The organism is Novosphingobium lentum NBRC 107847 (assembly GCF_001590965.1).
Classification (GTDB): Bacteria; Pseudomonadota; Alphaproteobacteria; order Sphingomonadales; family Sphingomonadaceae; genus Novosphingobium; species Novosphingobium lentum.
The window spans coordinates 212,623-232,249 of record NZ_BCTW01000005.1 but is presented as its reverse complement, the minus strand read 5'-3'; the positions used below and the strand labels follow the sequence as shown (position 1 = coordinate 232,249).

General features: G+C 67.4%; 16 protein-coding genes. 7 read left to right on the top strand and 9 right to left on the bottom strand.

The features are described 5' to 3' along the window. Window position 1: 1 nt before the first annotated feature. The 5 genes from NL2_RS06315 to NL2_RS06295 all read right to left on the bottom strand — a co-directional run bounded on the left by NL2_RS06315 (window position 2) and on the right by NL2_RS06295 (window position 7,713). Window positions 2–3,220, bottom strand: coding sequence for a CHAT domain-containing protein (locus NL2_RS06315; RefSeq protein ID WP_084355924.1), 3,219 nt, complete (start codon window positions 3,218–3,220; stop codon window positions 2–4). A 187-nt stretch (window positions 3,221–3,407) separates the two neighbouring features. Beyond that, window positions 3,408–4,085, bottom strand: a complete 678-nt coding sequence (locus NL2_RS06310; RefSeq protein ID WP_068073031.1) for a nitroreductase — start codon at window positions 4,083–4,085, stop codon at window positions 3,408–3,410. A 59-nt stretch (window positions 4,086–4,144) separates the two neighbouring features. Next, window positions 4,145–5,959 (bottom strand): cobaltochelatase subunit CobT, encoded by a 1,815-nt coding sequence (cobT, locus tag NL2_RS06305; protein WP_068073110.1) that lies wholly within the window; start codon window positions 5,957–5,959, stop codon window positions 4,145–4,147. A gap of 90 nt (window positions 5,960–6,049) precedes the next feature. Then, entirely contained in the window at window positions 6,050–6,703 is a 654-nt protein-coding gene (fsa, locus tag NL2_RS06300) for a fructose-6-phosphate aldolase (RefSeq protein WP_068073029.1), read from the bottom strand. A 290-nt stretch (window positions 6,704–6,993) separates the two neighbouring features. Beyond that, the gene (locus NL2_RS06295) at window positions 6,994–7,713 is read right to left on the bottom strand and encodes a DUF4197 domain-containing protein (protein WP_068073027.1); all 720 of its coding nucleotides are present in this window, start codon (window positions 7,711–7,713) and stop codon (window positions 6,994–6,996) included. A 73-nt stretch (window positions 7,714–7,786) separates the two neighbouring features. Between NL2_RS06295 and NL2_RS06290 the strand changes: the two genes are divergently transcribed. Beyond that, complete coding sequence (locus NL2_RS06290; RefSeq protein WP_068073025.1) at window positions 7,787–9,952, top strand: primosomal protein N'; 2,166 nt, start codon at window positions 7,787–7,789, stop codon at window positions 9,950–9,952. Between the two features lie 32 nt (window positions 9,953–9,984). On the opposite strand, the gene NL2_RS06285 is transcribed toward NL2_RS06290, so the two are convergent. The 3 genes from NL2_RS06285 to NL2_RS06275 all read right to left on the bottom strand — a co-directional run bounded on the left by NL2_RS06285 (window position 9,985) and on the right by NL2_RS06275 (window position 12,066). Beyond that, window positions 9,985–10,488: a hypothetical protein gene (locus tag NL2_RS06285; RefSeq protein ID WP_068073022.1), complete on the bottom strand. Its 504-nt coding sequence runs from the start codon at window positions 10,486–10,488 to the stop codon at window positions 9,985–9,987. A 64-nt stretch (window positions 10,489–10,552) separates the two neighbouring features. After that, the gene (locus tag NL2_RS06280; protein ID WP_174522594.1) at window positions 10,553–11,584 is read right to left on the bottom strand and encodes a bifunctional transcriptional activator/DNA repair enzyme AdaA; all 1,032 of its coding nucleotides are present in this window, start codon (window positions 11,582–11,584) and stop codon (window positions 10,553–10,555) included. Further along, entirely contained in the window at window positions 11,584–12,066 is a 483-nt protein-coding gene (locus tag NL2_RS06275) for a DUF1203 domain-containing protein (RefSeq protein ID WP_068073018.1), read from the bottom strand. Before NL2_RS06275 ends, NL2_RS06280 begins: the two co-directional genes overlap by 1 nt. A gap of 99 nt (window positions 12,067–12,165) precedes the next feature. On the opposite strand from NL2_RS06275, the gene NL2_RS06270 reads away from it, so the two are divergent. After that, window positions 12,166–13,776 carry a S1C family serine protease gene (locus NL2_RS06270; protein ID WP_068073016.1) on the top strand — a complete coding sequence of 537 codons (1,611 nt, stop codon included), beginning with the start codon at window positions 12,166–12,168 and terminating at the stop codon, window positions 13,774–13,776. A 21-nt stretch (window positions 13,777–13,797) separates the two neighbouring features. On the opposite strand, the gene NL2_RS06265 is transcribed toward NL2_RS06270, so the two are convergent. Further along, on the bottom strand, window positions 13,798–14,544 hold the full coding sequence (locus NL2_RS06265; protein ID WP_157083059.1) for a type 1 glutamine amidotransferase domain-containing protein: 747 nt from the start codon (window positions 14,542–14,544) through the stop codon (window positions 13,798–13,800). A 197-nt stretch (window positions 14,545–14,741) separates the two neighbouring features. Here NL2_RS06265 and NL2_RS06260 point away from each other — a divergent pair, with 197 nt between their 5' ends. The 5 genes from NL2_RS06260 (at window position 14,742) to NL2_RS06240 (ending at window position 19,582) form a co-directional block, all read left to right on the top strand. Next, window positions 14,742–15,296 (top strand): F0F1 ATP synthase subunit delta, encoded by a 555-nt coding sequence (locus NL2_RS06260; RefSeq protein ID WP_068073109.1) that lies wholly within the window; start codon window positions 14,742–14,744, stop codon window positions 15,294–15,296. 33 nt (window positions 15,297–15,329) lie between these two features. Then, window positions 15,330–16,859 carry a F0F1 ATP synthase subunit alpha gene (gene atpA, locus NL2_RS06255; protein WP_068073012.1) on the top strand — a complete coding sequence of 510 codons (1,530 nt, stop codon included), beginning with the start codon at window positions 15,330–15,332 and terminating at the stop codon, window positions 16,857–16,859. 107 nt (window positions 16,860–16,966) lie between these two features. Continuing rightward, window positions 16,967–17,836, top strand: coding sequence for a F0F1 ATP synthase subunit gamma (locus tag NL2_RS06250; RefSeq protein WP_068073010.1), 870 nt, complete (start codon window positions 16,967–16,969; stop codon window positions 17,834–17,836). Between the two features lie 24 nt (window positions 17,837–17,860). Continuing rightward, entirely contained in the window at window positions 17,861–19,318 is a 1,458-nt protein-coding gene (atpD, locus tag NL2_RS06245) for a F0F1 ATP synthase subunit beta (RefSeq protein WP_068073008.1), read from the top strand. Between the two features lie 6 nt (window positions 19,319–19,324). Further along, entirely contained in the window at window positions 19,325–19,582 is a 258-nt protein-coding gene (locus NL2_RS06240; RefSeq protein WP_068073006.1) for an ATP synthase F1 subunit epsilon, read from the top strand. Window positions 19,583–19,627: the final 45 nt, after the last annotated feature.

Sequence of the window (19,627 nt, the reverse complement as noted above, 5' to 3'; positions counted from 1 at the left end):
GTTAACGCCCCCCAGTCGCAGCCGCGCTCAGTCGCGCAGGCTTGTCCACCCCGCCCGCGCTGCCCAGCGCGACCGGCCCCGTTTCGCGCAGCAATGGCCGCGCGCCATCGCCGATAACCGCGAACCCGGCCCAATAATAGGGGTGGGAGGTATTCGTGTCCGCCATCAGTGTCTGCTGCGCTTTCAGCAGCGCGTCGCCCGATCCAGTGCCCGAAGGCGCTTCGAACAAACCGTTGATCAGCCGCGCGGTGGCATCGAAATCATCCGGCGCGGGCCAGTGGCTGGCCAGCACGGAACGGCCACCGGCACCGATGAAGGCACGCACCAGTCCTTCCAGCGCGGTGCCGCCGCCCGATGTCACGCCCGCTGCACGGGTCGCCTCGACATCGGCCTGCCCGGCGGTATCGCAGGCAGAAAGGATCACCATGTCGGCGTCGAGCCGCAGATCGAAAATCTCGCTGAAGCTGAGCAACCCGTCGGATGTGCCGGTCCCGAACGAGGTCAACAACGCCGGGCGGGTCGGGCAGGCCTCACGCGGAGGGGTCACCAGTCCGTGCGTCGCGAAGTGGAGGATGCGGAAGTCGGACAAGTCCTTGCGCTGCATGATCGCGGTATCGCTGAACGCCGCACCGGTCATCAGATCGGTGCCTTCGCCGACCAGCAGCGTCTTGGCCTTGACCAGTTCGGCGTCGGAAATCGGGCGGTTCCACGCCGCCAGCGGCCAGTCGCAGCCGTCGCCCACTTCGCCCCCGGCACCGCGCGACCGCGCGATCGAGACCGACGCCGCGCTGTTGACCGGCAGGTTGTGGCCCAGCCCGAGGTAGGCTTCCTTCGCCTTAGACAGCGGCTGCTTGCGCGCATCCATGAACGACCGCGCCGACACCGATGTCGATACGATGCGGTTGCGGCCCAGCCAGTGGACCATGGTCATGTCGAACGGATCGCCCGCCGGGCTGGCCGCCTGATCGGCATAAGCCTTGAGCGAGGCGTCATCATCGATCAACAGGTTGGCGGGCAGTTTCAGCATCGCGCCATCGGGTTCGAAGATCAGGTGATGCGCGGCGGCAAGGTCAGCCGCGACCGGATCGAACAGCGCGCGATACAGCGCGCGCGCGTCGGTCGCATCGAACGCCTCGGTCACGTACTGGCGCCCGTCGAACCGCGAGATCGAATTGCGGATCTTGCCGACTTCGGCCTCAAGCTCGCCGCCGGTGATCGCGGCGCGGTAGCCCACCGCTTTGTCGTGCGTGGCAAAATAGACGAACACGTCCGGCCCGAGCACCGCCATCTTGAGATAGGCCTCGCCCGGTGCCAGTCCCTGCTGCAAGTCGGCCTGGCTGATCGCGCGCGCGGTCACCACGCGATAGCGCGCGTAATCCGACAGGTTGACGACGGTCGCCTGCTCCTGCGTTTCCAGCCCGGCGATCTGCTGCGCGGCGGCGGCGATTTCGTCCTTGCGGCTGGCGGCATCGTCCAGCCGTTGCAGCGCGGCGTACTGCATCCGCGCGCGCTCGATCGAGCGGGTCAGGCTCAGCGACTGGCGGAACAGCCGCGCGGCCTGGTCGCTGCCCCCCGAAAGCTCGCGCGACAGCACCGCCTGCGTCTCTGAAACACCCGGGCGGACGAGGATCTGCGACGCGGCAAAGAACGCGCCGCTGGAGGCCGGGTCCGACCCCATCCGCGCCACCAGCAGATCGAAATACGGCGCCATCTGCTTCGAAAGCCCCGACAGCGCGTTGCTGCGTTCGACCGAACGATCGACCACCTGCTTGTACAGCGCCAGCGCGGCGTCCTGCTTGTCATGCCGCGCCAGGAACGCGGCCAGCCGCGCCTCAACGGCCGCAAGGCTGCGCGTTTCGGGATACTGCACGCCGACGATTTCGACCGCCGAGCGCAGCAGGCTCTCCGCCGATGCCAGCTTGCCCTCGCTTTCGTCGATCGTCGCCAGTTCGGTGAGCAGTTGCGCGCGCAGCCGCACGATCGAGACCACGCGCCCGTTGCGCACCGCGATCGCGCGCATCAGCCCCTGGTTCAGCGCCTCGCGCGCTTCGTCATTGCGGCCCGTCAGGCGCAGCGCCGATCCCTTGAGATGCAGCGCCTGCGCATCGAGCAACGTGGTGCGTTCGTCGGTGGTCAGCTTGAGATCGTCGATCAGCCCCATCGCGGTGGCGGTGCTGTCGGATGCGTTGACCCGCAGCGCGAGCGACGGGGTCAGCTCGCCCTGATCGCGCAAGCTGTCGGCGCCCGCCGCGCTCATCCCCCGCAACGGCACGCCCAGCCGGGCCAGCGCCTGATCATAGTGTTCCTGGTTGAGCTGGTTGATCGCCTCGTAATTGCGCCGCAACCGTTCGAGCACGCCGGTCCCGGCAGGCAAGGCGTCGGCTTGCGCGAACAGGCTGTCGGCTTCGGTGAACTGGCCGAGGTTGGACCGCTGCAGCCCCGCGTTGACGAGGAATTCGACGCGGTCGATCCCGCCGCCTGCCGCACCGGCCTGCCGCTGGTCCAGCGTTTCGAAGTACGCGGCGGCATCGGCGTAATCGCCCGAATTGTTGCGGCGATAGCCTTCGGCCAGCGCGGTCGCCGGATCGAGTGTCAGCGCCTGGATGCGGGCATACGCCTCGCTATCGTCGACCGACGTCGTGGCGATGTCGATCGGTTCGTCGATCACCTTGTCCGCCAGGATAGAGCGCAGCGCGAGGTCGAGCGCGGGGCGATAGGCGGCAAACCCTTCGACGAAAAAGCTGGTCTTGCCGCGATCGATCCGCGCCACGTCATAGGCCAGCTGCGGATCGCGCCAGGTGCAGGCCTGCCCCATCGCGCCTTTGTAGACCGACGATTGGGTCATCGCGGCCCCGGTGCAGTCGGCCTTGGCGCTGCGACGTTGGGCCAGCCGGTCCGCCGGATCGCCATCGGCCAAATTGTTACCGGGCCGCCGAAGCGCGAACACATAGCCGACCGGCAACGCCGAATCGCGGCAGACGATAGCCCACGAGCGGTCGAACGCGGTCTTGTTGGCGGGATCGGCAGCGCGGCTTTGCACCTGACACAACGCATTGCCGCCGCCGCTGCCAAGCGGAAAACTGTCGCGCAGCAGGACAGAAGACGATTGGGCCACGGCATCGCCACCGCCGATCGCCACGGTCGCAACCGCGCCCAGCAAGGCGATAGCCCGCTTCAGCGCCGCTTTAGGCGACCGGGTGCTGTTCGAACGACGCTGCATGTCGCACTCTCCCTGGCCGAACGGCGAATGCCGTCCCGAGCCTCGTGTAGCTTGCGACCCACGGGGATTCTTATGCGTTACGACACAGCATAGGCGCTTTTGTTTGGTGCTGCCAATCTTTCGATATATTTCACGCCGCAGCGTACCGCACCGGGACGAAACGCGACGCAAGTCATAACGCCGCCGGTCAGAACCCCTCGAACGACACCACTTCGGACAGCGGCGCGCGCGCCACGGCAAACGTGTTGATCGGCGCGGCCGGATCGCGGTGGCCGATCGCCATGCCGCAGAAGAAGATGTGGTCGTCGGGTATCGCCACGCAGGCGCGGATCTGCGGCGTATAGACCGCCCAGGCCTCCTGCGGGCAGCTGTCGAGCCCTTCCTCGCGCAGCAGCAGCATCACCGTCTGCAGCCACATCCCGACATCGGACCATTGCGGCGGCCCCATGTAGCGCGGCGTGTGGACCAGCATCAGCACCGGCGCGCCGAAACCGCGGAAGTTATCGACGAACTGCGCCATCCGGCCCGCCCGGTCCTCCCGCGCGATCTGGAGCGCGGCATACATCTGTTCGCCCACGCCCACGCGGCGCGCCTCGTAAGCGCCTTCAAGCCCTTTGGGGTAGATGTCGTATTCGGGCGCATGCGCGGCGCGGCCTTGCGGGATGACGGCGGTCACCGTGTCGATCAGCCGGCGCAGCGGCTCGCCCGCCAGCACGGTCGCGTTCCACGGCTGGACGTTGCCGCCCGACGGACTGCGCTGCGCCTTGTCGAGCACACGCGCGATCACCGCGCGGTCCACGGCATCGGGCAGGAAACGGCGGATGGAGCGGCGCGAGGCGACGGCTTCGGAGACGGATGTTGTCATAAGCTACCGTACTATCTCCGTGCCGAGTGAAAGCAAGTGCCGACGTTACGCCTCGCCGTTCACTCTTCCTCGAACAATCCCGCCAGCTGTTCGACCATCGTCCCGCCCAGCTGTTCGGCGTCCATGATCGTCACTGCGCGGCGATAGTAGCGCGTCACGTCGTGGCCGATGCCGATGGCGACGAGCTGCACCGGCGACTGGCGCTCGATCCAGTCGATTACCTTGCGCAGATGCTGTTCAAGGTATCCGGCGTTGTTGACCGACAGTGTCGAATCATCGACCGGCGCGCCGTCCGATATCACCATCAGCACGCGGCGATCCTCGGTCCGCGCGAGCAGCCGCGAATGCGCCCACAGCAGCGCTTCGCCGTCGATATTTTCCTTCAGCAGCCCTTCGCGCATCATCAGGCCCAGGTTCTTGCGCGCCCGCCGCCACGGTTCGTCGGCCTTCTTGTAGACGATGTGGCGCAAGTCGTTGAGCCGGCCCGGCTGCGCAGGCTTGCCCGTTGCCAGCCACGCCTCACGCGACTGGCCGCCTTTCCAAGCCCGCGTGGTGAACCCGAGGATCTCGGTCTTGACCCCGCAGCGTTCGAGCGTGCGCGCCAGAATATCGGCGCTGATCGCCGCGATCGAAATCGGGCGCCCGCGCATCGATCCCGAATTGTCGATCAGCAGCGTGACCACGGTGTCCTTGAACTGGACCTCGCGCTCGATCTTGTAGGACAGCGAATGGCCGGGCGAGACCACCACGCGCGCCAGCCGGGCCGCATCGAGCAGGCCTTCTTCCTGATCGAAGTCCCAGCTGCGGTTCTGCTGCGCCATCAGCCGCCGCTGCAGCCGGTTGGCCAGCCGCGTGACCACGCTTTGCAGGCCCTTGAGCTGCGTATCGAGATAGGCGCGCAGCCGGGTCAGCTCTTCCTCGTCGCACAAGTCCGAAGCCGAAACCACTTCGTCGAACGCGGTGGTATATGCCTTGTAGTCGAACTTGTCGGGCAGGTCGGTCCACGGGCGATTGGGGCGCGTGGGCAGCATGCCCTCCTCGCCTTCGTCGGCCATGTCGGCATCGGCGGCATCTTCGGGCCGTTCGGATTCGGTATCGCTGTCGCTGTCTTCGTCACCGTCGCTGGTTTCGCCCGCGACTTCGGACGGCTGGTCGTCCGACGCGCTTTCGGAATCGTCGTCGTCCTGCTCGTTCTCGTCCTCGCCTTCTTCGTCGCTGTCTTCGGGGTCGGTCGGATCCTGATCGGGCGCCTGCGTCAGTTCGAGATGCTGCAGCATGTCGAGCGCGCGGCTCTGGAACGCCTTCTGGTCGTCGAGCGTCAGCGCCAGCGCCTCGAAATCCGACCCCGCGCGCGTCTCGATCCAGTCGCGCAGCAGCGCGGCGCCGGCTTCGGCGGCGGGTGGCACGGGCTGGCCGGTCAAGGTCTCGCGCAGCAGCAGCGCCAGTGCGACCTGTATGGGCACTTCGTCGGCCCGGCCCGCACGGGTGATCGGGTCGCCCGCGATCCGCTGCATCAAGGCCGCATCGAGGTTGCTGCGCATCCCCGAATAGGCCTTCGACCCCAGCGCTTCGTAGCGCACCTGCTCGACCGCGTCGAAACACGCGCGCGCAACGGCTTCGCCCGGCGCGGCGCGGTTGTGCAGCGCTTCGTTATGATGGCGCAGGCGCAGCGCAAAACTGTCAGCCACGCCGCGCGCCTCGGCCACTTGCGCGGGTGCCAGCGCACGTCCCGGCATCGGCACGCGCAAGTTGCCGCCCGACTGGCTGGGCGCGTCGGCGGTCCATGCGACGTCGACCTCGGCTTCGTGCGAGATCGCGCGCGCGGTGCCGGCAAGCACCGAGCGGAACCGGTCGAGAGGGGATTCGTCGCGCAATTCGTTTTCGCTTTCAAATTGCTTCCCCGCGAAGGCGGGGACCTCAGGCCTGAGGCTCCCGCCTTCGCGGGAGCGCAGCATCGGCCAGTCTTACCCGATGTTCTGCCCGGTCTTGGCCCAGTCGGCAAGGAAGCCTTCGATGCCCTTGTCGGTCAGCACATGCTTGACCAGCCCACGGATCACAGCGGGCGGCGCAGTCATCACGTCCGCGCCGATCTTGGCGCTTTCGAGCACGTGCACGCCGTGCCGCACGCTGGCGACGAGGATCTGCGTGGCGAACGCGTAGTTGTCATAGATCAGGCGGATGTCGCGGATCAGGTCCATGCCGTCGAAGCCGTTGTCATCGTGACGGCCGACGAACGGGGAAACGAACGTCGCGCCCGCCTTGGCGGCGAGCAGCGCCTGGTTGGCCGAAAAGCACAACGTGACGTTGACCATGGTGCCTTCGCCGGTCAGCTTCTTGCAGGTCTTCAGCCCGTCGATCGTCAGCGGCACCTTGATGCACACGTTGTCCGCGATCTTGCGCAGGATTTCGGCCTCGCGCATCATCCCGGCATGGTCGAGCGCGACCACTTCGGCCGAGACCGGGCCATCGACCAGCCCGCAGATCTCGCGCGTCACTTCCATGAAATCGCGCCCCGACTTGGCGATCAGCGAGGGGTTGGTGGTCACCCCGTCGAGCAGCCCGGTCGAGGCCAGATCGGCGATGTCGGCGGTATCGGCGGTATCGGCGAAGAATTTCATGGTGCGCGGCTTTCCCTGGCGGCTCGCCCCCGACGGAGCGGTGATAGTGATTCCCTTGCGCCTATAGGGACGGCGGCGGGCTGTGTCACATCAGTGGTCAACCGGACGGTACGGCGCCTCCAGAATGCCAATAGGTGTCCCCACAACCCCGACCGTCCTGAGCTTGTCGAAGGACTGCCTGTTTCGATCGTTGCTGAAGCAAAGGACAGTCCTTCGACAGGCTCAGGACAGACGGGTATGGGGCTGGGTTAGCGTTTCAACGACATGTGCAACAAGCTGTCGATCAGCCATCACCGCCCGCCGCCGCCGAACACGCGCTCGATCAGCGAATTGTTGCTCGATCGCGGATCGGCGCGGATCGCGGCTTCCTGACGGCCGATCTCGCCCCAGATCGCGTCGTCGGCCTCGCGCGCCAGCGAATCGGCGACGCCGCCGATGTCCACCCCGGTGAGCAGGGCCAGCGCCTCGCCGATCAGCGGATCGTCGGCGATGCGCAGCGCCTGGCCGAACGCCGGCACCATCACCTCGATCAGATGGCCACCCATGTCCTGCCGCAAATAGGCGGTCGCCCCGGTAGGATCGCCGTGGACCAGCGCAACCGCGTTGCGAATGCCGATATGGCGCACCGCGTCGGCCACGGCGGGCGCGGCGTTGCGCGCGGCATCGTGCGCCATGTCGTTGAACGAGCGCTGCAGCCGCGCGCGCATCGCGGGCGAGCCGAGGATCGCCTGCGCCACGCCGCCGCGCCGTCCGAACTGGGCGGGCAGGTCGAGCCGGACCAGCTGGTTGTCCCAGAACCCGCCGGGCCGCAGCAGGTTGGCAAACGCGCGGTCGGCCGAAAGCTCCATCATCCGGCGGATTGCGTCCTCGATGCTGTAGCGGCCGCCCATCGTGGCACAGCCCGGCAGCGCGAGCAGGCCGGCGGCTGCGGCAGCGCCAAGGAAGGCGCGGCGACTGGGGCGAAAGCGGCTGGGGCGAAGGGCATTCGGGGCGGAAATCGGGTGCGACATCTGGGGTTGTCCTCGGGTTGCTATACGGCTGGGGTTTCCCCCGCGCGCCTCGGCCCCATATAGACCGGCCTAGATGAACCGCGTCCGATGCCTCGTTTTCAATGCCGCGCTGGGTCCGCTCGACTACCGGGTGCCCGATGGCATGGCGGTGGAGCCGGGCAGCATCGTCGTCTGTCCGCTTGGCCCCCGGCAGATCGTAGGGATCGTGTGGGAGGCCGACCGGCTGCCCGGAACCGAGGTACCCGACGCCAAACTGCGCCCGCTGGCGTCGGTATTGCCGGTGCCGCCGCTGCCCGCGCCGCTGCGCCGCCTGATCGAATGGTGCGCGGACTACTACCTCGCGCCGATGGCAGCCGTCGCGCGCATGGCGTTGTCGAGCAGCGCGGCGTTGCGCGGCGGTGGCAGTGTGACCGAATACCGCCTGACCGGAGCGGTGCCGAAACGCACCACCCCGCAGCGCGCGCAGGCGATCGAGCGGCTCGACGGCCAGCAGGGCACGATCCGCGAACTCGCCGCCATCGCCGGGGTGTCCGACGCGGTGCTGCGCGGGCTGGTCAATGCCGGGTTGCTCGAGGCGGTAATCGTCGACAGCGACCGCCCCTACCCCGTCCCCCGCGCCGACTTCGCCGAACCGCAACTGAGCGACCAGCAGCAAGTCGCCGCCACGCGCTTCGTCGAGGCGGTCGAGGCGCACTCGTTCGCGCCGTTCCTGCTCGACGGGGTGACCGGATCGGGCAAGACCGAAGCCTATTTCGAGGGCATCGCCGCGGCCATCTCGGCCGGGCGGCAAGTGCTGGTGCTGCTGCCCGAAATCGCGTTGACCGAAACCTTCCTGCGCCGGTTCGAGGATCGCTTCGGCGTACCGCCGGTGGCGTGGCACAGCGCGCTCAAGTCGTCCGAACGGCGCCGTGCGTGGCGCTCGGTGGCATCAGGTGTCGCCAGCGTCGTGGTCGGTGCGCGTTCCGCGCTGTTCCTGCCGTTTGCCAATCTGGGCCTGATCGTGGTCGATGAAGCGCATGAAATCTCGTTCAAACAGGATGATGGCGTGCGCTACAACGCGCGCGACGTGGCGGTGATGCGCGCGATGTTCGAACATGTGCCGGTGATCCTCGCCAGCGCCACGCCAGCGCTCGAAAGCCTGCAGATGGCCGAGGCGGGACGCTACGAAAAGATCGACCTGCCCGCGCGTTACGGCGGCGCGACGCTGCCCGACATCGCGGTGGTCGACTTGCGCGAACAGCAGCCCGAGCGTGGCCACTGGCTGGCCCCGCCGCTGGTCGCGGCGCTGAAAGACCGGCTGGCCAAGGGCGAGCAATCGCTGCTGTTCCTCAACCGGCGCGGCTATGCCCCGCTAACCCTTTGCCGTCATTGCGGTTTCCGCTTCCAGTGCCCCAACTGTTCGGCGTGGCTGGTCGAGCATCGCCTGTCGCAGCGGCTGGCTTGCCACCACTGCGGTCACGAAGTGCCGCCGCCCGCGACCTGCCCCGAATGCGGCGAGCCCGATTGCCTCGTCGCCTGCGGCCCGGGAGTGGAGCGGATCGCCGACGAAGTGTCTGAAATCCTGCCCGATGCGCGCGTTGCGGTGGTCACCTCCGACACGCTGACCAGCCCGGCACGCGCCGCCGAATTCGTCGAACAGGCCAGCGCCGGGATGATCGACGTGATCGTCGGCACGCAGCTGGTGACCAAGGGCTACCACTTTCCCGAGCTCACGCTGGTCGGCGTGGTCGATGCCGACATGGGGCTGGAGGGCGGCGATCTGCGCGCGGCGGAACGCACTTACCAGCAGATCGCGCAAGTCGCGGGCCGCGCCGGTCGCGGCCAGAAGCCGGGCGAAGTGCTGATCCAGACGCGCCACCCGTCGGCGCCGGTGATCGAGGCGCTGGCCAGCGGCGACCGCGACACGTTCTACGCCGCCGAGACCGAGGCCCGGCGCGAAGCGGGCGCGCCGCCGTTCGGCCGCTGGGCCGCGATCATCGTATCGAGCGAGGACGAGGCCGAAGCGCGCGATGCCGCCCGCGCAATCGGCGGCGCCGCGCCCCGGCTGGCTGACGTCATGGTGCTCGGCCCCGCGCCCGCCCCGCTGTCGCTGCTGCGCGGGCGGTATCGCTACCGCCTGCTGATCAACGCCCGCCGCTCGACCGAACTGCAGCGGATCATCCGCGAATGGCTTGACGAGCTGAACTTCCCGCAAGGCGTGCGCGTGGGCGTGGACATCGATCCGTACAGCTTTGTCTGACCGATAGCGTCTTGACCGGCAGCTTCGTTCGATCAGGCTTCGAGCAGGAGGGCGGCTTCGAGCAGGCGGTTACCGTGTTCGCTTTCCTCGCGCCCGTTGAGGCGGAACAACCGCGCCGCCTCGTCGTTGCCGACGCCGCTTGCCCAGCCTTCGTACAGCGCCTCACCGCCGAATTCGCCTTGGGCCAGCTTGCGCAGTGCCTCCGGTTTCACTTCGGCAAACGGGAACGCGCCAGCCTTGAGGTATGGGTTGTCCGCAGCGGCAGGCGGCGGGAAATCCTCGCCGTTCATCGCCTTGATCGCCTTGGACACGCGATGCGCGTGCGCCATTTCCTCGCGCCCGTTGTGGTGGAGCAGCGCGATCACGCCGTCATGCTCGGTGCCCAGCGCGGTCTGGCGATACAACTCCTCGCTCGCCGCCTCGACCAGCACCATGACCTTCATGTCGGTCACGGTCGGCGTCTTGATCGATCCGATGTGGGCAAAGGCCTCTCCCAGCGATTGGGGGGCGTCGTCCGGCAGCGTGACAGCAGTCATGAGATTCTCTCCTTGGCCGTCAAACTAGCCGTTCGAGCGCCCATCGCAAGCGGCACGGGATCGGTCATCGGCGTTCCTTTTCCAGCAGCTTGCGCTTGATTTCCAGCCCGTAGGCATAGCCGCCCATGCTGCCGTCGGAGCGGATCACGCGGTGGCACGGGATCAGCACCGCAACGTTGTTGGCGCCGTTGGCCGAACCGGCAGCGCGCACCGCCGATGGCTTGCCGGCAGCCGCCGCGATCTGCGAATAGCTGCGCGTCTCGCCCGCCGGGATGCGGCGCAGCGCCTCCCAGCACGCTTCCTGGAATGCGGTGCCCTTCACGTCGATCGGGATGTGGCTGAAATCGCCCGGCGCCTCGACCGATGCGATCACGTCGGCCAGCAGCGCCTCGAACGCCTCTCCGCCGCGCACCAGCGTGGCCTTGGGAAAGCGTTGCACCAGCGCCTCCTCGCCTTCGGCAAACGACAGCCGGCACACGCCCTTGTCGGTCGCCGCCACCAGCATCGAGCCCAGCGATGTCTCGACCGTGGCCCAGTGGATCGTCACGTCCTGCCCGCCATTGACCCACGCCGATGCCGCCATGCCCAGTTTTCCCGTCGTCGAATCATAAAACCGCGAAGACGTGGAAAAGCCCGCGTCGTAGATCGCATCGGTCACGCTGGTGCTGGCGGTCAGCGCATTGCGCGCACGATCGTCGCGCAAGGCCCGCGCATAGGCGGCTGGCGACAGCCCGGTGGCGCGGGTGAACAGCCGCTGGAAATGCGCGAGCGAATACCCCGCATCGGCCGCCAGCCCTGCCAGCGCGAGCGGCTGGCCCGCCTGCTTGATCGCCTCGATCGCCTGCAGCACCGCCCGCTCGTCGCGACCCACATCGTCGGGCGAACAGCGCTTGCACGCGCGCAGGCCCGCATCGCGCGCCGCCGCGCCATCGGCGAAGAAGCGCACGTTGGCGCGCAACGGATGGCGTGCGGCGCACGACGGGCGGCAATAGATCCCGGTGGAGAGCACGCCGGTGACGAAGCGCCCGTCGAACCGGCGATCGCGCTTGAGGACTGCCGTCCAGGCGGCATCCTCGTCGATGGCGGCGGCGATCATCATGATGCCAATCCTTCATGGCGTTCGATTCGGGCAGCAAAGCAGCCGTGCGCGGCGTTGTGCGCGTCGATATAGGCGATTTGCGGGTCGGCCAGCAATTCCCGGATGGCCGCGTCCGCCTCGCCCGGCAAGGCGAGCCGCGCATCCTTGAGCATCGCGTCGGCACCAAACCCGCGCAAGCCCAGTGGGCGGCCTGCGAACACCGGCGGCAGTGCATCGACATACCGCGCCGGCTGCGTGGCGGCCGCCCGGACATAGATCGCATACGCGCTGCGGTACGGTGTCTCGACATCGTGGCTGGTGTGGTGGAGCAGGATCAGTTCATCCCCGGCGCGCGCATCCTGAAGGCTGACGCGGCACGGAAACCCGCGATCGGCCGCCGCGATTACGCGCGCCGCGCCCCGCGCCGCCAGCGCCGCATCGTCGAGCGCGAACAATGGTACGAACGGTTCTGGCGAAAGGCCGGTGATCGAATAGGTCATGGTGCTCTCCTGGTGTGCGATGCACCCGGTTTAGCGATTCGCCCACAGCCGCGCGTCCCGCCGCTTGCGGTCAAAGCCGCGCCGCGCCAATGAGGGGCGATGACCGTTCGCCTGCGCCTTGCCTTCGCCGCGTTGTTCGCCCTGCTGTGCGGCGGCTGGGTCGCGCCCGCGCTGGCCGATCCGACCGACATTTCCGCCGCCGCGCGCGGCGTGGTGCGCGTGGTGATCGTGCAGAACGATGGCAGCAACGTCAGCCTGATCGGCCACGGATCGGGCTTTGCCGTGGCGCCCAACCTGGTCGTCACCAACGCCCACGTGGTCGAGGAACTGCGCAACGACGATACGCTGATGGTCGGCGTGGTCCCGCCCGAGGGCAAATCGGGCGTGGTCGCGCACCTGATCGCGTTTTCGCCCGGCAACGACCTGGCGCTGCTGCGGCTCGACGGCAAGGCGACGGTGCCCTTCGTCACGCTCAATCCGGCCCCGGTGGAAGACGGTTCCGAGGTCTATGCCGTGGGCTATCCCGGCAACGTCGACATGGCGCAAGGGCTCAGCCTGTCCGACCTCGTCGATCCGCAGGCCCCTGTAAAAACGCGCGGCATGGTGTCGGCCGGGCGTAGTTCGCGTTCGTTCGACACGCTGCTCCACACCGCACCGATCGGGGCGGGCAATTCGGGCGGGCCGCTGCTCGACAGCTGCGGGCGCGTGGTGGGGGTGAACAGCTTCGGCACGGTCAGCCAGAACGGCACTGACTCCTCGTTCTTCTTCGCCATCTCGATGCGCGAACTGGGATCGTTCCTGCGGCAGTCACAAGTCACCGCGCATGTTTCGAGCCAGCCCTGCCGCTCGATCGCCGATTTCGACCGGGCCGAGGGCGAACGCTCGGCCGGCGACGCCGCGCGCGCTACTGCCGCCGCGCAGGCCAAGGCGCAGGCCGATCAGCACACCGCAGACCTCGCGCGCCGCGAGGCCGAGATCGACATCCTGGCCGAGCGCGACAACGGCCTCGCGCTGGCCGCGCTGCTGCTGGTGGCGACACTGGCGGCGGGCGGATCGGCGCTGCTGTTCGAACAGCGCGATCAGCGGCGCAAGTCGCGCATCGCCGCCGCGCTGGCCGCCGCGCTGCTGCTGGGATCGCTCGTCGCATGGTTTTCGCGACCCTCTCTCGCGCAGATCGACGAACGCGCCGACAACGCACTGGCCGAAGCGACGAAGGGCAAGGCGTCCGCGTCCGCGACGGGCTCGGGGCCTGCCGGATCGGAATCGGCCGCCGCGTCCGCCAACGCCGAACCGGCCGGCACCGGCGCAATGCGCTGCATCTTCCAGCCCGACCGCAGCCGCGTGACGGTGTCCGAGATCACCGATGTCCCGCTCGATTTCGAGGCGGGCGGCTGCGTCAACAAGCGCACCCAGTACAGCCTTGGCAGCAGCGGCTGGTCGCGCGTGCTGGTCCCCCGGCAGGACCTGTCGGTGTCGCTCAACACCTATGATCCGGCAACGCGCACCTACAAGGTCGAGCACTTCCTGCTCGGGCTGGCCGCGATGGACAAGCTGCGCGCCACGCGCGATCGCTTCACCGCGCCCCAGTGCGGCGCAGGCGAAGCGGCTGCGCGCAAGCTGGACCAGAACGAAGCGGCCTTGCGCCAGCTGCTGCCCCCCGAGCCGAACGAACGGCTGACCTATCACTGCGACGCGGCGGCGAAGCCTTAGGCCCAACCATCTCCGACATGGCTATCCGAGCCGCTCGGCCAGTCGCAGGGCCAGCGTCCACGCATCGCCCGGCCAGCGCGCCGACAGATACGAGCCGTCGCTGACGACAAAGCCAGCCTCGGGCGCGCGCACGCCGGCATGGCGCGGCAGCAGCGGCCCGCGCTCGAACCGGCCGTTGGGGCCGATCAGCCGACGCACCTCGGCCTCGACGCTTTCGGGATAAGTCCGGTAATGCCCCGGCAAGGCGCGGCGGGTGAGAACGACGGCAAGATCCTCCATCGGCCCGGTCAGCGCGGTGGTGCGGCGGCGTGCCAGCACGCCGGCACGCGCGAGCGCCAGCACGCCATGGCAGATCGCCGCGACTGGCGTTCCGGCGGCAAACGCGGCTTGCGCCAGCCCCGCCACCACCGGCGATTCCAGATAGGGCTTCATTCCCGGGGCATGACCGCCGGGAAACAGCAACGCGGCGGCATCGTTGCTTTGCGCCTCGTCCCAGCGCAACGGCTGGCGGAATGCCGGGCTTGCGATCATCGCCGCATAAGCGACCCGCGCTGCTTCGCTGGCCCGCAGCGCGCGCGCGATGAGCGGCAGCCCGGTTCCATCGAGCGTGACGGGGTCGCAGGCGGCTGGTCCGCCGGTCTCTGTGGCAAAACCGACCGCGAGGCCGATGTCCGTCCACAGTCGCCACGGCAGCGCGACCTCGCTGGGGTCGAAATCGGTCTGCGGCAGGATCACCATGATCGGCCCGGCCGTTCCAGGCCCGCTCAATGGCCCATGCCCCCGTCAATCGTCCTGCTTTTGGCCACCGCCGCGCTCCATCGGGAAATTCTCCTGTAGCGGAGCGGTCTCGCCCATCTTGCATCGCAGCACAATCGTTGCTAGGCGCGCCCCCGTCTGAAGGCAGCAGTGCGGCATCCGCACGGCGTGGCCCTGTCGGCTTATCCTGGATGAAGGAACCAAGGCGCGTGGAGATTTCCGGCGGCATTACGGCCAGCTTGGCAGGGCGTTACGCTTCGGCGTTGTACGAACTCGCGAGCGAGCGCGGCACCGTGACTTCCGTCGAATCGGATCTCGACAACCTGGCCCAGGCCATCCGCGAATCGGGCGACCTTGCGGCCCTGATCCGCAACCCCCAGGTCAGCCGCGAAGCCGCCACCGGCGCGATCGACGGCGTGGCCGGGCTGCTCGGTTCGGGCGACCTTACCCGCCAGTTTCTGGGCGTGCTGGCCGGCAACCGCCGTCTGGCCTCGCTGCCCGACATGATCCGTGCGTTCGGCGCGATCGCAGCCGCCCAGCGCGGCGAAGTCACTGCCGAGGTCACCTCGGCCCATCCGCTCGACGATGCGCAACTTGCCCAGCTCACCGAAAAGCTGAAAGAGCGCGAAGGTTGCGAGGTAAAGCTTAAGGCCAGCGTCGATCCCGAGATTCTTGGCGGCCTCGTCGTCAGGATCGGCAGCCGGATGATCGACAGCTCGATCCGCACCCGTCTCAATTCTCTTGCCCTCGCGATGAAGGGCTGAAGACCCTTAACCGGGTCCGATGAAAGGCTGAAAATGGAAATCCGCGCCGCTGAAATCTCGAAGGTCATCAAGGACCAGATCGCCAGCTTCGGCACCGAGGCCCAGGTTACCGAAGTGGGTTCGGTGCTCTCGGTCGGTGACGGCATCGCCCGCATCCACGGGCTGGACCAGGTCCAGGCCGGCGAAATGGTCGAATTCTCGAACGGGGTGAAGGGCATGGCGCTCAACCTCGAAGCCGACAACGTCGGCGTCGTGATCTTCGGCTCGGACACCGAGATCAAGGAAGGCGATCAGGTCAAGCGCACCGGCACGATCGTGGACGTCCCCGTCGGCAAGGGTCTGCTCGGCTGCGTGGTCGATGGTCTGGGCAACCCGATCGATGGCAAGGGCCCGATCGAATACACCGATCGCAAGCGCGTGGAAGTCAAGGCGCCGGGCATCATCCCGCGCCAGTCGGTGTCCGAACCCGTGCAGACCGGCCTCAAGGCGATCGACGCGCTCGTTCCGGTCGGCCGCGGTCAGCGCGAACTGATCATCGGTGACCGTCAGACCGGCAAGACCGCCGTCGCGATCGACACCTTCATCAACCAGAAGCAGGCCAATGCCGGCGACGACGAAGGCAAGAAGCTTTACTGCATCTACGTCGCCATCGGCCAGAAGCGGTCGACCGTGGCGCAGATCGTGCGCCAGCTCGAAGAAAACGGCGCGATGGAATATACCATCGTGGTCGCCGCCACCGCTTCGGAGCCGGCTCCGCTGCAGTACCTGGCACCCTACACCGGCGTCACCATGGGCGAGTTTTTCCGCGACAACGGCATGCACGCCGTGATCGTGTATGACGATCTTTCCAAGCAGGCGGTCGCCTATCGCCAGATGTCGCTGCTGCTGCGCCGCCCGCCGGGCCGCGAAGCCTATCCGGGCGACGTGTTCTATCTCCACTCGCGCCTGCTGGAACGCGCCGCGAAGATGAACGATTCGCTGGGCGGCGGTTCGCTCACCGCGCTGCCGATCATCGAAACGCAGGCCGGCGACGTGTCCGCCTACATCCCGACCAACGTGATCTCGATCACCGATGGCCAGATCTTCCTGGAAACCGGCCTGTTCTTCCAGGGCATCCGCCCGGCGATCAACGTCGGCCTGTCGGTCAGCCGCGTCGGTTCGGCCGCGCAGACCAAGGCGATGAAGAAGGTTTCGGGCTCGATCAAGCTGGAGCTGGCGCAGTACCGCGAAATGGCGGCGTTCGCGCAGTTCGGTTCGGACCTCGACGCCTCGACCCAGAAGCTGCTCAACCGCGGCGCGCGCCTGACCGAACTGCTCAAGCAGGCCCAGTTCAGCCCGCTGCCGTTCGAGGAACAGACCGTGTCGATCTTCGCTGGCACGCAAGGCTACCTCGATGCGATCCCGACCAATCAGGTCACCGAATACGAAGCCGAGATGCTCAGCTGGATGCGCGCCGAACATGCCCCGCTGCTCGCGGACATCCGCACCAGCAAGGATCTGTCGGCAGACTCGAACACGGCGCTGAAGGCCGCGCTCGCAGCGTTCGGCAAGCAGTTCGCATAAATTGAACCCGTCGTCCCGGACTTGATCCGGGACCGCTGGCCGCAAGGTCCAGCCTGTTGGACAGCGATCCCGGATCAAGTCCGGGATGACGAGATGGAGGAATACGAGTGGCCTCGCTGAAGGAACTCAAAGGGCGGATCAACTCGGTCAAATCGACCCAGAAGATCACCAAGGCCAAGCAGATGGTCGCCGCCGCCAAGTTGCGCAAAGCGCAGGCGGCTGCCGAAGCCGCGCGTCCGTATGCACAGGAACTGGCCAAGGTCATGGCCAGCCTCGCAGGCAAGGTCAGCGGCGATTCCGCGCCCAAGCTGCTCGCCGGTACCGGCAGCAGCCAGCGCCACCTGCTGGTGGTGGTCAACACCGACAAGGGCCTGTGCGGCGGTCTCAACTCGAACATCGTCAAAGCCGCCAAGATCAAGGCGAACGAGCTGATCGCGGCGGGCAAGGACGTGACCTTCTTCCTCGTCGGCAAGAAGGGCCGTGGCCCCTTGCGCCGCGAATACGACAAGCACATCGGCGATGGGTTCGACACCAGCACCGTGCGCACGCCCGGCTTTGCCGAAGCGGAAGCGATCACGGCCCAGGTGATCGCGATGTTCGTGGCCGGCAAATTCGACGTCGCCCACCTCGTGTACCCGGTGTTCAAGTCGGCGCTGGCGCAGGATCCGGTCGTCACCCAGCTGATCCCCGTGCCCGCCCCCGCCATCAGCACCGACACCGGCGCTGTGGTGGAATACGAGCCGGGCGAAGAGGAAATCCTCGAGGCCCTGCTGCCGCGCTACATCAAGACCCAGCTGTTTGCGGCGCTGCTCGAACGCGAGGCTTCGGAACAGGGCGCATCGATGACCGCGATGGACAACGCCACGCGCAACGCCGGCGACCTGATCCAGAAGCTGACCATCCAGTACAACCGCAGCCGTCAGGCCGCGATCACCACCGAACTCATCGAAATCATCGCTGGCGCGGAAGCGCTGTAAAGCATCGCAGGCAAGGAAACCCACATGGCCACCGCTCCCGTGCTCAACCGCACCACCAACGGCAAGATCAGCCAGGTCATCGGCGCCGTCGTCGACGTGACCTTCGTCGGCGAACTGCCGGCGATCCTTTCGGCGCTCGAGACCGACAACAACGGCAACCGCCTTGTTCTCGAAGTTGCGCAGCACCTCGGCGAAAACACCGTGCGCACGATCGCCATGGACACCACCGACGGTCTGACCCGCGGCCAGCCGGTGACCAACACCGGCCAGCAGATCACCGTGCCGGTCGGCCCCAAGACGCTCGGCCGCATCCTCAACGTCATCGGTGAGCCGATCGACGAGCAGGGCCCGGTCGGTTCGGACATGTTCTCGCCGATCCATGCCAAGGCACCCGAATTCGTCGACCAGTCGACCGAAGCGGCGATCCTGGTCACCGGGATCAAGGTCATCGACCTGCTCGCGCCTTATGCGCGCGGCGGCAAGATCGGCCTGTTCGGCGGCGCCGGCGTGGGCAAGACCGTGCTGATCCAGGAACTGATCAACAACATCGCCAAGGGCCACGGCGGCGTTTCGGTGTTCGCAGGCGTGGGTGAACGCACCCGCGAGGGCAACGATCTCTACCACGAATTCCTCGACGCCGGGGTCATCGCCAAGGACGCGGCCGGCAACCCGACGCCCGAAGGGTCCAAGGTCGCGCTCGTGTTCGGCCAGATGAACGAGCCCCCGGGCGCCCGCGCCCGCGTTGCGCTGTCGGGCCTGACCATGGCCGAATACTTCCGCGACGTGGAAGGCCAGGACGTGCTGTTCTTCGTCGACAACATCTTCCGCTTCACGCAAGCCGGGTCGGAAGTGTCGGCGCTGCTCGGCCGTATTCCTTCGGCGGTGGGCTACCAGCCGACGCTGGCCACCGACATGGGCCAGCTGCAGGAACGCATCACCTCGACCAACAAGGGCTCGATCACGTCGGTGCAGGCGATCTACGTGCCGGCGGACGATCTTACCGATCCCGCGCCTGCCGCCTCGTTCGCCCACCTTGACGCCACCACCACGCTGAACCGCGCAATTTCGGAGCTGGGCATCTACCCGGCGGTCGATCCGCTCGACTCCACCAGCCGCGTGCTGACCCCGGCCGTCGTCGGCCAGGTGCACTACGACACCGCCCGCCGCGTTCAGGAAACGCTGCAGAAGTACAAGTCGCTGCAGGACATCATCGCGATCCTGGGCATGGACGAGCTTTCGGAAGAAGATAAGCTCACCGTCGCCCGCGCCCGCAAGATCCAGCGCTTCCTGTCGCAGCCGTTCCACGTGGCCGAAGTGTTCACCGGCATCTCGGGCAAGTTCGTCCAGGTCGAAGACACCGTTGCCTCGTTCAAGGCGGTTGTGGACGGCGAATACGATCACCTGCCCGAAGCCGCGTTCTACATGGTCGGCGGCATCGAGGAAGCGATCGCCAAGGCCAAGAAGCTGGCCGAAGAGGCGTAAGCGACCATGGCCCTGCACTTCGAACTCGTCACGCCTGCGCGCCTCGTCCGCTCGGACGACGTCTACATGGTCGTCGTCCCCGGCACCGAGGGCGAGTTCGGCGTGCTCGAGGGCCATGCGCCCTTCATGTCGACCGTCCGCGACGGCGCGCTCAAGATCTACCGCACCGAAGGCGCGGCCCCGGAAGAGATCATCGTCCAGGGCGGCTTTGCCGAAGTCGGCGCGAACGGCCTGACCGTGCTTGCCGAGCACGTCGAAGGCTGATCCGCACCATCATCGCACAGGAAAAGGGCGGCCGCGATGCCGCCC